The organism is Rhizobium viscosum (genome assembly GCF_014873945.1).
GTDB lineage: Bacteria > Pseudomonadota > Alphaproteobacteria > Rhizobiales > Rhizobiaceae > Rhizobium > Rhizobium viscosum.
In genome coordinates this window covers 4,187,396-4,199,837 of the sequence record NZ_JADBEC010000001.1, presented here as the reverse complement: position 1 = coordinate 4,199,837, position 12,442 = coordinate 4,187,396, and the positions used below count along the sequence as shown (strand labels likewise).

The window sequence follows — 12,442 nt, the reverse complement described above, 5'->3', positions numbered from 1 at the left end:
AGGCCATCATAGGGTAGCTAAGAAGCTTGCCCGTAGATTGACAGGCAAAAACTCCATAATCCACAATTTAGCACTTTTACTCGCCATCGGTTGGGAGAAAAATTTCCCCATGGCCCGCAATCGACAGGCAACAAGGCAGGCAGGCCCGTTCTTCAACAACCTAATACCCTACTCCGCAGCTTCCCCCCGCTGCGGCTCCGCGACATCCATCTCCACCTCTTCCAGCGGGGCCAGAACCTCCACCTCATACGAGTAGCCCTCGAGCATCGTATAGGTATGCTCGATCGTCTCGATCTGCTTTTCTGTCTTGCGGATGGCGTCGGCGATGGCTTCGCTGCGGGCGCGCAGCATGGAGCCGAGCACGTCGGTTTCCGGGCGGCGGCCGAGGCGGTCTATATGTTTGCGCACGCGGGCGCGATGGCGTTCGAGCTCCAGGATGTGGAAGCGGCTCTTGACGATGTCGTCGGACAGTTTGCGGCGCATGGCGGCGACGGGGTCGAAGCTGCCGGGTTCACGCTCGTCGAGGATCACCTCGTTGACGAGCGATTCCAGCATCAGCACGCCTTCGAGATCCTTGGGGTCTGCCAGCTGCGGATCATAACCGGTATCGTCGTAGACGCGCCGGCGCACGGGATCCTGCAGGAGTTCGTAGGCGATCTGCAGCCGGTTGAAATGATCGGTGTCGCCGCCGGCATCCGGATGCGCCCCCTTGGCGGCCTTGCGCCAGGCAAGCCTGATCGCCTCGCCACTGGCGTCGCGCTCCAGTCCAAGCATGGCATAGGGATCGATCACGCCGGCACTTCCTTCATTCACTGCTTCGTCCCTCCGAGACGTAACCGCAGGCGGACGCCGCATCAAGCCCCGAAACACCCTGCCATAATTGCGGCCGCTCGGGACGAAATTGTGGAACGGGGCAGATTTTCCCACAGGTGAAGGGTTAACGGCATACGTTTTCTCTTCGTGTGGTTGGTGGAAGACCGGTCTATACCGTCTATACCCTTCGCCGTCACGCGTCCGGTGCCATCGCAAACTATACCACAGAGTGCGCTGCGGTCTCGGTGACCGAGCCCCAGCATTGCTCGGCCTGAAGTAGTCAGACGTAGTCCAGAGGTAGTATTGCACTGCGTCAAAGTTGCAAATCTGACCTGTGTCCCGCAATGACACAGGTTCGTCAGCCGATACTAACACTCTGCCAACCATTTGAATCGTCATCCATTCTCGCAACCGCGAAAGACATGCCACAATATTGCCGCTTGCTTTTTGCCCGAAATGCTGGCACCAACTGCAACACTCGGGCATTTCGCATGCCGGTGACTGGACTGAAGTGGTAATGCCCTTTCGGAGCGCCAATTCCGGTAGGGCGGTATGGGTGACACCCATGCGCGTAGATGTTCTTTCCCCGTACGTGACGTCTCGACTGACCCTTCGCGCCGGGCTCCAGGGCCGAAACGCGAAAGCTAAAGCCGTCCGCCTCCCCACCGCCGGGGGTGCGGATAAACTAACTACCAATGGGAAAAGGACTATCCCCCATGGCCACCAAGGGCACCGTAAAATTCTTCAACCAGGACAAGGGTTTTGGTTTCATCACGCCGGAAGGCGGCGCGAAGGACGTTTTCGTCCACATCTCCGCTCTCCAGGCTTCTGGCATCCAGTCGCTCCGCGAAGGCCAGCAGGTTTCTTTCGACACCGAGCCGGATCGCATGGGCAAGGGCCCGAAGGCCGTCAACATCCAGGCCTTCTGATCTGACTTCAGGTCTTTCTGCTTCGGCAGGCGACGGCGCTCCGCAAGGGGCGCCGTTTTTGTTTTTGTGGGGTTCGAGGGGCTTATCATATTTGTCTCCCCCCGGAGCCCCCTCACCCTAGCCCTCTCCCCGCTGGGTAGAGGGGACGTGGCCTGCGACGCCTTTGAGAGTGCGGAAACGGTGCGGCAAAACCCCTTCTACCCAGCGGGGGTCCGAAGGACGGGTCGAGACCCGTGGCTCGACCCCGGTCAGGTGGCCCGAAGGGTCGGATGAGGGGCCGCCTATTCGACGTGTACGGCTCGAACGCGGATAAGCTAGCCGCCGGTCAGTTACCCCGCGAAAATTCCCGCGCCGCCATCAGCACCGGCATCAGCGCCCTGCCCGCCCCCGTCAGCCGATATTCCACGCGCGGCGGCTGCTCGCCGAAATCCCGCCGCTCGATAAGCCCGTCCTGCTCCAGCTCCCGCAAATGCTGGGTCAGCATCTTCTGCGAAATGCCCGGCATATCCCGCTTCAGCTGCAGCGTGCGCATGAAGGGCTCGGCAGAGAGCCGGAACAGGATCGGCAGCTTCCATCGCCCGCTGATCATCCGCATGACCCGCGCCACATGCGCGACGGAACCGTCAGGCCCGAGGCAGACGGAGCGGTCTTTCTGTTCTACAGGCACTTTTAAGTGCGTAATTGTGTCGAGCATCGTCCTGTTCTTCTGTGTTTTCCTCCACTCCGAGATAGGAAGACCGCAATGGATTTGAAACTCGACGGCAAAACGGCGCTCGTCACCGGCAGCAGCAAGGGCATAGGCGAAGCGATCGCCAGAGGGCTTGCCAGCGAGAAGGCCATCGTCATCGTCCACGGCCGCAACAGGGCTGAAACGGAGCACGTGGCCGGCGAGATCACTGCCGAAGGCGGCCGCGCCCATGCGGTAACAGGCGACCTCACCGTCGATAACGAGGTGGAGCGCCTGATCGACGAGGTACAGGCGCTTGCCGGCCGGATCGACATCCTCGTCAACAATGCCGGCGGCTCGGGCGAGCCGGAGGACTGGGCGAACAGCCGTCCTGCCACCTGGGCCGCAGCCTACGACCGCAACGTTCTGGCTGCCGTCAGGGTAACCACAAGGCTGTTGCCTGACATGCGCAAGGCAGGCTTCGGCCGCATCATCAATATTTCCAGCCTCGCCGGCCTGATGCCGCCTGCCGGCAGGCCTGATTATTCCGCCTGCAAGGCCGCGATGAACGCCATGACCTCTTCCATGGCCAAGGCGGTGGCAGCCGAGGGCGTGACCGTCAACACGATTTCGCCAGGCACGATCCGCAGCGCCCGCCTGGACGCCCGTTTCCGTGAGGTGGCTGCTGAGCGCGGCGTGGCTGCTGATGCCGGATGGGAGACGATCGAGCAGGCGGTGCTGCCGCTTTTCGCCGAGGTGCCGCTTGGCCGGGTGGGGACGCTGGAAGAGATCGCCGACGCCGTCTCCTTCCTCGTCAGCCCGCGGGCCGGCTATATCACCGGCGTCAATCTCAGGGTCGATGGCGGCATGCTGCCGGCGATCTGACGCTGGAGGGCCGGATATCGGTTTGCGTCAATTGCGGTCATTGATACTATCGGCGGGGCCGTGAGACGCTTCTCCCGAGTTGGTAAGTTCAAGGGCATTATGATGGCTATCGATGTCGAACTGAGCTCCTATCCTGGCCTCGATGAGCGGATCGTCGTGGTCCGGGCGGGTGATGAGGTCGACTGCGTCTTCGTACGCACCGAGCGGTTCAACGTCCTCGTGGACACGCTGGCCACGCCGAGCCTTTGTGCGCGTGCGATGGAACTGCTTGCCGACCGAATTCACGATCGTCCCCTTGTCGTGATCAATTCCCACATGGACTGGGACCATTTCTGGGGCAACCTGGCAATCGACATTCATGTGCCGATCATTGCTCACGACAAGGCGATCGAGAGACTGCGCGATCCATCCGCCCAGCAAACACTTGCCGAAAAGAGATCACAGGAATCACGCTTCCGCGACGTTGAAATCGTAATGCCGACGGCCAGCTTCTCAGGCGAAAGCATGACGCTGCACGGAGGGGATCTGACGCTGGAACTGCTGCATACGCCCGGACACACGCCCGACCATGTTGCGGTCTGGATACCGGAGCTTCAGGTCTGCCTGGCCGTCGATGCAGTCGAACACCCTATCCCGGAAGTCTGGAGCCGATCGCCTGATGATCTTCGCAACCTTTGCCTGTCGCTCAGGAAAATCCGCGACCTGCTGCCGCGTTACGTCATTCTCGCACATGGCCAAACCGCCGACCCTTCGATAGTCGAGCGCAACATCGCATATTTTGAAAATCTGAGGGACGCGGTCGCGCGATTGCCGGAGAGCCTTTTGGCCCAGGATGCCCTGAACGAGCAGCCTGGCTGCAGGATTGAGGACTTCGTCACTTTTCCTGTTGGCATGCCCGAGGAGACGCGGGCCTTCTACCGGAACTGCCATAAATCGAATCTGGACGCGGCTGTCGCTGCCCGGCTGGCAGGAATGGACTTCATTGAGCCGTGAGCTCTCAATTCGGGCATAGGCGGCACGAAACGGAGCAGTCCGCAAAGGCCCGAAAGCTCTCATTGGCAGAATCTGCCTGATAATAGCGGAGCGCCCTCCCCTGTTAACGCCCACCGCGATAGGCACCGATATACTCCCCCCGCTTCCAGAGCCCGGCACGCAGCCGCGCCTCGACGCCTTCGGATGTCACCGCCCGCAGACGCAGCATCCGGTCGGCGATCGCCTCTCCGGGCTGCAGAATCTCCTCGATGGCGGCCGCCTCCTGCGCCGTATCGGCATAATCGGGCATCGCATCCAGGCGCCGTTCCGCAAGTCTTGCCGCTTCGTGCAACTCGCCGCAGAGCAGGACGAGCTCCGTATCATCGCTCCCTGGGAGCGGGCAGGCCTGCATGCAAAAATCTCCCTGTCTGGACCTCGCTGTCATCATAAAGTTGTACCCGCCATCATCGTCAACAATCAAGGAAATTATTCCTATCTTCGATCACGATCCATATCGGACGACACTTTTCAACGATCCGGAAAGCGCCAAAGCGGACCAAGGCAAGGCCGGTTCTCCACATCGGTGCGCGAGAATACGGCGCTCAGGCCGCCTCGCCGTGATGCTCCACCAGCTCGGCCCATTCCATTGCCGCGTGGCGGCCGAGAACCGTCTTATCATTCTCGATAACGGCGGCGATACGCCGGAAGAGTTCGTCGGCAAAGGGTGCTGGCCTGCCGGATTCGGCATTGCCGGCCGGGCGCAGTACCGTGCCCTCGGCAAGATGGATGGCCTCGACGCTGAACCCCTCATGATCGCCCACAAGTTCGGCGAAGCCGTACAGCAGCAGGCCGTTATCGTTCCGGCCGAGGATAGAGATCACGAGCTCGTCGAAATCGAACCGCAGACTGAAGGCGTTCATCGGCCGATCGCCTCCTGATGGATCCTCTCGGCGCGGATCAGCTGACCCTCATGGCGGCCGGCGAGCGAGATCACGAAGCCAGCGGCAAGCAGGAGGCCGCCAAGCGGCTGGAGCATGCCGCTGGCAACGAGACGGCGAGCCGCCTGCCCCGCCACCGGTGCTTCGTCCCTCGTTCCGGAATAGTCAGACATCATGCGGCAACTCCTGCATCGGCTTAGATTTCAGCGATGCAGGAGGATGCGATGCCAATGGTTGAGTGATGGAATGGGCCGGAGGGACTATACGGCCAGCGAGCGTATATCCTTGGCCACGTCGGCGAGATCATTGTCGAGCTGGTGATCGCGCCCCGGCAGCGAGCAGAGGACGGCATCCGGGATTGCCCTGGCGTAAGCCTCGATATGGGCAAAGGGCACGGTGTCATCCTCGCTGCCGTGATAGATGAGCACGGGCAACCCCTCCGGCAGGCTTTCGGAAAAGTCGTCGCGCCTGGCGATCTCATCGCTCTCCCATCCGCCGGCACCCATGAAAGGCGGCGCGATGAGGATGACGGCGCCGGGCTCGAATGCCGGCCATTCTTCTGCAAGCGCGTGGAGAAGCACCGTGCCGCCGAAGGAATGGCCGATCAGGATGGCCCCGTCTTCGAGCGTCTGGAACTCGGTACCAATAGCGGCTTTCCAGGCCTGATAATGCGGGTCCGCTTCATCGGGCATGCGGGGATAGCGGATAGAATAGGCCTCGCCGAGTTCGCGGGCGAGGCTGTCGACGAGCTTGTTGTCCCACTCATCGTGGGTGGTTTCGCCGGCGCCCTGGATGAAGAGGATCTGTGTTGGCATGGATGATGTTCCCGGTTGTGACCGTCAGGGAGATGGGTCGTTGCCGGAACAGGGCAAGGGTCTCGGCCCGTCCTTCGCCCTCAAGGAGGGAGATCGACGAGTGCGGAATTCGCCGGCAGAGGCCACCAACCCTGGCGGCGGCGTTCAGGGCACATCTTCCCTGCACTACCACCTTCTACTGATGCGGCGCATATCCACAACGCGGCCATCGCGCTGCCGTATGGAGATCTCGAACCGGCTGTTGCCTCTCCGGGCATGATAGACGAAGAAGCGACCACGGCAGTCGATCCGCCTGACGTCCCTGAACCCGCGGTTACGGAGCAGCCTCTCGCCCTGACTGCAGGTAATCCCTCTGCCGCTGTTGAGATTGGTGCCGACGCTGATGGAGATCTGGGCCTGCGCGCTTGCTTCCGTCGGCACGGAAATTGTTGGGATCGACAGGCCGACAGCCAGCGCGAGCGACAGAAACAACGATGATCTGGACAAGGCATCCTCCCCTTGGGTAACGACTTTGAATACACGATACTCGTTTGCTGGCGGAATTATACAACCATGGAGATAGGAGCGATAGAGGGGCGCATCGGTACGAGCCGTCTCCACTGCCCGTTGGCTTAACCGGGGGATATCGAGGACCGGCCAGGACGGGTCGAGACCCATGGCTCGACCCGGCAGAACGGAGGGGCGCCTACGGCACTCCCACTTATCTATGCACCCCAATCCGGCGCATCACCCCGCAGCAACCACCTTCCCTCGCCTCAACGCGACAGCGATCACAAACCCGCAAACCGCCGTCGCCCCGCCGACGAGAAACACGCTGCCATAGCCTGCCCGATCTGCCAGCACGCCAGCCAGCGGCCCGGTCAGCCCGTAAGCCAGATCCTGAAAAGCCGAGAAGCCGCCAAGCGCCGTGCCGCGCAGATGCGGTGCCACGAGATGCACGACTTCACGCCCCATGGCGGGAAAGATCATCGAGCAGCCGAGGCCAGTCATGAAGGCACCGATCAGGGCGACGGTCGGATCGCCGGCACTCCAGATCAGCAACTGGCCGATGGCTTCGACCGCCAGCGACACGACGGCGACCGAAAGCCCGCCATAGCGATCCGGCAGATGGCCGAAGACGAGGCGCACGAGCACGAAGCCGCAGCCGAAGGCGGTGAGCCCCAGGCCGGCATGATCCCAGCCAAGATCCCGGAAATAGAGCGTGAAGAAGGACCCGATTGCCGCAAAGCCCATGCCCTGCAGGCAGACGATCAACCCATGCACCCAGATGCGGCCAATGACGGCGGCAAGCGGCGGGCGCTCCCTGCCCGGATGGGCGGCAACGGCGGGCACGCTGCGGATCGCGGCAAGCCCCAGCAAGGGCAGTACGGCGCTGACGGCCATCGTGCCGGCAAAGCCGAGATGATCGAGCAGCAGCAGTCCAACAGGCCCGCCAAGCCCAAGAGCGCCGTAGATCGCCGCGCCGATGAGCGCCAGCACCCGGCCGGAACGCTGCGGCCCGACGAGCCCGATGCCCCAGGCAATGACGCCGACGGCAACAAGGCCTTCGCCGAGCCCGATCGAAAGCCGCCCGGCTACGAGAATGGCGAAGGCCGCAGCCGGAGCCTGCAGCGCAAGCCCGGCTGCGGGCGAAATCAGCGCGCCCGCCACATAGAAGATGAGGCCACGCTGCACGGCAAGCTCGGCGCCCCTGCCATCGGCAAGCCCGCCGGCATAGCCGCGGGTAAGGATGGTGGCGAGAAAGGCAATGCCGACGCCGAGGCCCGCCCAGCCATTGCCGAGACCAAGCGCGCCTGTCACGAAGACCGGCACGACCGGAAGCGCGATTGCAACGCAGAGATAGGAGATGAAGAGGATCGCGGTGAGCAGGTAAAGCCTTGCCTGCTCGCGATCACCGGTAAGACGGAAAGCCATGAAAACCTCCTGGCTGTTCCCTCGTCGACGGGCACAAAAAAACGCACTCCGACCGGCGAGGATCGATAAGTGCGTTGCTTGACGTCAAACGCTTACGGCCAGCGGACTGGCGTAAGACGGGAGATACGGGATGGGTGGGCGTGTGTCAACGGTGGATCAGAAGGGTGTTGGCGCTCGCTCCTCGCGGGATATCTGAGAGAAGGCGATGGTAAAGATTGGAGACGGCATGCCGTGGGACACCCCCCTCTGCCCTGCCGGGCATCTCCCCCACAGGTGGGGAGATTGGCTGGGCGCGCTGGCTTCCCCAAACAATTAGCGTTGCAAACGGCGCAACGTTAGAAATGCGCGGAGGTAGCGCCACGAATCGATCTCCCCACCTGTGGGGGAGATGTCCGGCAGGACAGAGGGGGGTACCCCTCCGCACCACGCCAAATATCCGCACCCTCACCCAACCACCTAAACCTATTTCACCGCACCCGCATTGAACCTGGAGCGATCGACGAGAACATCCCGCTTCCGCCCCACGAACAGGCCGACGATGAGGTTTCTCGCCTTGATGCTCTCTAGCTCCAGCCGGCGCAACTGCTTGCGCACCTTGCTGAGCGGCAGGAAGACCAGGTCCTTTTCCGGGCGCACGAAATCGGCGCTCTCGGCCTCATCCTCCAGAAACCGCTGCTGGATGACGGGTGCCGGCTCGATCTGGTAGGCGGCGAGCCAGGAGCGGTGCCAGAAATGCGCATCGATCAGCGAATAGGTGGTGGTTTCGGCTAGCATGCGTTTTGCCGCCTCGGGGCCGATGACATAGCCTGCCAGCCCCACGCGGTTCTGATAGACACGGGTCGCGCCAAAACGGCCGGCCTCATCCTGCCATGCGCGCTTGCGGTTGAGGATATGGCGCCGCGGGGCGAATTCGAGGTCGTAGACGCTGTTCCAGGCATCCTCGCGGGCTTCGATATTGGCGAGGACGGCGGCAATATCGTCCGACAGCACCGCATCGTCTTCGAGGATGAGCATCTTCGCGCCATGCTCTACAACCGTCTCCCAGGCCTTGCGGTGGGACAGGAAGCAGCCGATGTCCTGCCGGCGCGTCGGGCTCGGCCAGTTGCTGGCAGCCGTCTGGCATTCCTCGGCGGTGAGATCGGCAGCTTCGAATGCGTCGAGAAACTCGAAGGACAGGCCGAGCGCGGCCATCTGCCGGATCTGGAAGCTCCGCCGAACCTCCTCCGCCTTGCGGCTGATGATCAATATTCTCAAGTGAACTCCCTGGCGCCCTATGCCTGCCCAGATGCCTGCCATGTCAGCGCAAGCATATAGCTATGTTCCGAAGCGAGCAAAAGCGCGGAATTCGCCAGCAGATCCACTGGCCGAAGCGAGTTCGCGGCTGCTTGGCGACAAGCAGACTTACCATTTTGGTGGTGTGCTGGTTGCGGTGCTTCGCTGGGTGTAGACTGCCAGCACTGTTGCATGTTCATGCAAGGCAACGACGATGAGTACCCCCGCACTCGACCGGAAGCTGCTCGCGATCCTGGCGGCGGATATGGTAGGCTACTCGAAGGCGATGGAGGCCGATGAGGCCGGCACCATCAGGCGACTGAAGGCCATCCGCGCCGACCTGATCAATCCCGCCATATCTGAGCGCCATGGCACCGTTATCAAGCTGATGGGCGACGGCGCGCTCGTCGCCTTCGATAGCGTGGTCGATGCGGTTGCCTGCGCCGCAGAGTTTCAGAATGCCGTAGCGGCGCGCAACGCCGACCTGCCGGAGCCTGAGCGCATCATATTCCGCGTCGGGATCAATCTGGGCGACGTAGCCTTGGTGGATGGCGATCTCTATGGGGATGGGGTGAATGTCGCCGCGCGGCTGGAACAATTGGCGGAGCCTGGCGGCGTGATGGTGTCGGGGACGGCATACGATCACCTCCAGGGCAAACTAGACTGGCCGCTCGATTTCGCCGGCGAGCAGCAGGTCAAGAACATCAGCCGTCCGGTGCGGATGTATCGGCTGAGGCTCCACGGCAAACGGGCGCGTCGCCCGCTACTCGGAATGATACCGCATTGGGCCGGGACGGCTGCGGCGGCGATCGTGGCACTTGCACTGGCGGGCGGCGGGGTCTGGTGGTTCTTGCAGCCCGAACCTTTGAGCGGCAAGCCGTCGGTGGCGGTCCTGCCCTTCGACAATTTTGGCGGCGACGAGGCCAGCGGGCGTCTGGCCGATGGCCTGACGGAGGATATCATCACCGACCTCGCGCGCTTTCCCGAATTCGAGGTGGTGGCGCGCAATTCGACGGAAGTTTACAAAGGCAAGCCGGTGGATGCCCGACAGGTCGCAACTGCGCTCCATGTCGGCTTTGTGCTGGAAGGCTCGATCCAACGGCAGAGCGGCCGGGTACGGATAACAGCACAGTTGATCGATGCAAAAACCGGCCATCATCTCTGGTCTGAGAACTGGGACCGGCCCGCCGAGGACGTGTTTGCCGTTCAGACCGAAATCGCCGAGCAGGTCGCCAACCGCCTCGGCGGCGGAGTGGGACTGATTCAGGCGGCCGGGCGGGCTGCGGCCAAGCGCAAACGGCCTGAAAACCTGAATGCCTATGATTATTATCTGCTCGGGTCCGAGAAGATTGAAAAGCTCACCAAAGCCGATGAGGAGGACGCCATTACCTTTCTCAACCGTGCCATCGAGCTGGACCCGGGGCTGGCACGGGCCTGGGTAGAACTTTACCATGCTCATGAAATATTGAGTTTGTTTGGTGTCGATCCCGAGAGCAACCGCAAGGCGGCTGACGATGTGGCCGAACGCGCTGTACAGCTTGATCCGAGCGACGCTGAAGCACATGCGGTGTTTGGAATGAGCCTTGCCAACAAGGGCGACATGGGCCGCGCCAAATCCGAGCTGGACACGGCCCTTCGCCTGGCTCCGGGTTCGTCCGAAATCCTGACTTTCTATACCGGCTATGCAGCACGCTTCGGCGAACCCGAACGCGGCGCTCAAATGGTCGACCAAGTCATGCGGCTCGACCCGAACTATCCGATGTGGACGTCCAACTTCTTCTCGCCTGCCTATTTCATGGCGGGCCGGTATGAGGACGCGGTGAAGATGCTGGAGCGCATGACGCCTGACAGCTACCAGAAGTGGACCTGGGTGGTGCGCAGCAGTTCCCTCGCGGCATTGGGTCGAACCGATGAGGCCAATGCCTCGGCTCAAGAAGCTCTCAAGCAACACCCGGACCTGACTGTAGAGGGCATGATCAATGAACCCGGCCTAAGCGTCATAGAGCGCAGTCGATTCATAGAGACGATGCCGTTAGCCGGCTTCCCTGTTTGCGCCAAGCCCGAAGCGCTGGCGAAACTCGCCAAACCTGTGCGACTGCCGGAATGCGAGGCGGAGAAGGCGAACTCTCCCGGACAGCCATAGAACAGCCCTTTGCAACGCACTTACGAGGCGCAAGCCGCCTGCCCTCACTGCGGATAAAGGGTCGAGACGCGGCCAGCGAAATAATAGGCGACGATGCCGATCCATTCCCGCAGGCCCGTGGTCAAAAGGTCGGCATTGTCAATCGGATGGCCGACCGAGAGCGTGAGGCCCTGTTCTCCGGTCGTACGGTAATCGGCGACCCAGGGCGTCACGTTCATGCCGAGATTGCGGAAGATTGCCACCGCCCGCGGCATGTGGAAACCCGATGTCACGAGCAGGCAGTGGTCGAGGTTCAGCCGCTGCAAGATCACCCTTGTATTGATGGCGTTCTCATAAGTATCGCGCGACTCCCCGTCATATTCGACACGGGCCGGGTCGATATGGAAATCGTCGAACATCCTGCGGATGACATCCGCTTCCTTGACGCGACCGCCGCCGAGACTGCCATCGCCGCCGGACATGACGATCATGGCATTGGGATAGACGCCAGCCAGCCGCACCGTTTCGATATAGCGATCAGCCGCGTCATCCAGGTTGTAGCCACCGCGCACGCCATCGACTTTTGTCGCGATCCCGCCGCCGAGCAGGACAATGCAGGCGACATCGGCAGGTGCGGCCGGCCGTGGAAAGCGATCCTCCAGTTCCTGCACGATCAGCGCACCTGATGTGGTGTAAAAGCTTACAAAGATGAGCACCAGCGACAGGAGCCCGGCCGCGATGGCGAGCCGCCGGAAGGAAAAGAACATGAGAAGCACGCTGAGCGCCATCAGGAGGAAGAAGATCGTCACCGGCTGGGAAACGATCCAGAAAATCTTGGCGAAGACAAACATGGGCGAGCTGGGGTCCTGCTGAAACGCGGCCACGAAACCTTATTCGCGGATTCGGGGCAAGCTGGAACTTGAGGCAAGACAGCCGTGACGAGAGAAAGTATGTGCCATGCGGCACCTCCTCTGCCCTGCCGGGCATCTCCCCCACAGGTGGGGAGATCGGTTAGACGCGATGGTTTCCCCAAACAATCAGCGTTGGAGTTCGGCAAAACGTTGGGGTGGCTTGCGGAGCACGCCGCGTGCCAATCTCCACCCTGCGGGGTCCGA

At 61.9% G+C, this 12,442-nt stretch carries 14 protein-coding genes; 4 read left to right on the top strand and 10 right to left on the bottom strand.

Annotation, left to right across the window (positions count from 1 at the left end):
* Positions 1–168: 168 nt before the first annotated feature.
* On the bottom strand, positions 169–774 hold the full coding sequence (locus H4W29_RS20820; RefSeq protein WP_210332345.1) for a J domain-containing protein: 606 nt from the start codon (positions 772–774) through the stop codon (positions 169–171).
* Between the two features lie 755 nt (positions 775–1,529).
* On the opposite strand from H4W29_RS20820, the gene H4W29_RS20815 reads away from it, so the two are divergent.
* Complete coding sequence (locus H4W29_RS20815; protein WP_007818490.1) at positions 1,530–1,742, top strand: cold-shock protein; 213 nt, start codon at positions 1,530–1,532, stop codon at positions 1,740–1,742.
* A 325-nt stretch (positions 1,743–2,067) separates the two neighbouring features.
* On the opposite strand, the gene H4W29_RS20810 is transcribed toward H4W29_RS20815, so the two are convergent.
* Positions 2,068–2,436 carry a winged helix-turn-helix transcriptional regulator gene (locus H4W29_RS20810; protein WP_192730613.1) on the bottom strand — a complete coding sequence of 123 codons (369 nt, stop codon included), beginning with the start codon at positions 2,434–2,436 and terminating at the stop codon, positions 2,068–2,070.
* 48 nt (positions 2,437–2,484) lie between these two features.
* Here H4W29_RS20810 and H4W29_RS20805 point away from each other — a divergent pair, with 48 nt between their 5' ends.
* Both H4W29_RS20805 and H4W29_RS20800 read left to right on the top strand, forming a co-directional pair.
* Positions 2,485–3,294: an SDR family NAD(P)-dependent oxidoreductase gene (locus H4W29_RS20805; protein WP_192730612.1), complete on the top strand. Its 810-nt coding sequence runs from the start codon at positions 2,485–2,487 to the stop codon at positions 3,292–3,294.
* A gap of 102 nt (positions 3,295–3,396) precedes the next feature.
* Positions 3,397–4,287, top strand: coding sequence for an MBL fold metallo-hydrolase (locus tag H4W29_RS20800; RefSeq protein ID WP_192730808.1), 891 nt, complete (start codon positions 3,397–3,399; stop codon positions 4,285–4,287).
* Positions 4,288–4,390: 103 nt separating this feature from the next.
* On the opposite strand, the gene H4W29_RS20795 is transcribed toward H4W29_RS20800, so the two are convergent.
* The 7 genes from H4W29_RS20795 to H4W29_RS20765 form a co-directional block, all read right to left on the bottom strand.
* Entirely contained in the window at positions 4,391–4,678 is a 288-nt protein-coding gene (locus tag H4W29_RS20795; RefSeq protein ID WP_192730611.1) for a hypothetical protein, read from the bottom strand.
* Positions 4,679–4,868: 190 nt separating this feature from the next.
* A complete protein-coding gene (locus H4W29_RS20790; RefSeq protein ID WP_192730610.1) occupies positions 4,869–5,186 on the bottom strand; it encodes a hypothetical protein in 318 nt (105 codons plus the stop codon).
* The gene (locus H4W29_RS20785; protein WP_192730609.1) at positions 5,183–5,380 is read right to left on the bottom strand and encodes a hypothetical protein; all 198 of its coding nucleotides are present in this window, start codon (positions 5,378–5,380) and stop codon (positions 5,183–5,185) included. Before H4W29_RS20785 ends, H4W29_RS20790 begins: the two co-directional genes overlap by 4 nt.
* An 84-nt stretch (positions 5,381–5,464) precedes the next feature.
* Positions 5,465–6,019: an alpha/beta fold hydrolase gene (locus H4W29_RS20780; RefSeq protein WP_192730608.1), complete on the bottom strand. Its 555-nt coding sequence runs from the start codon at positions 6,017–6,019 to the stop codon at positions 5,465–5,467.
* Positions 6,020–6,184: 165 nt separating this feature from the next.
* On the bottom strand, positions 6,185–6,505 hold the full coding sequence (locus tag H4W29_RS20775; protein WP_192730607.1) for a hypothetical protein: 321 nt from the start codon (positions 6,503–6,505) through the stop codon (positions 6,185–6,187).
* Between the two features lie 240 nt (positions 6,506–6,745).
* The gene (locus H4W29_RS20770; protein WP_192730606.1) at positions 6,746–7,933 is read right to left on the bottom strand and encodes an arabinose transporter; all 1,188 of its coding nucleotides are present in this window, start codon (positions 7,931–7,933) and stop codon (positions 6,746–6,748) included.
* 462 nt (positions 7,934–8,395) lie between these two features.
* Positions 8,396–9,187: a glycosyltransferase family 25 protein gene (locus tag H4W29_RS20765; RefSeq protein ID WP_192730605.1), complete on the bottom strand. Its 792-nt coding sequence runs from the start codon at positions 9,185–9,187 to the stop codon at positions 8,396–8,398.
* Positions 9,188–9,419: 232 nt separating this feature from the next.
* Here H4W29_RS20765 and H4W29_RS20760 point away from each other — a divergent pair, with 232 nt between their 5' ends.
* Positions 9,420–11,348 (top strand): adenylate/guanylate cyclase domain-containing protein, encoded by a 1,929-nt coding sequence (locus tag H4W29_RS20760; RefSeq protein WP_192730604.1) that lies wholly within the window; start codon positions 9,420–9,422, stop codon positions 11,346–11,348.
* Positions 11,349–11,392: 44 nt separating this feature from the next.
* Here H4W29_RS20760 and H4W29_RS20755 read toward each other — a convergent pair whose 3' ends face one another.
* The gene (locus H4W29_RS20755) at positions 11,393–12,178 is read right to left on the bottom strand and encodes a YdcF family protein (protein ID WP_192730603.1); all 786 of its coding nucleotides are present in this window, start codon (positions 12,176–12,178) and stop codon (positions 11,393–11,395) included.
* Positions 12,179–12,442 lie beyond the last annotated feature (264 nt).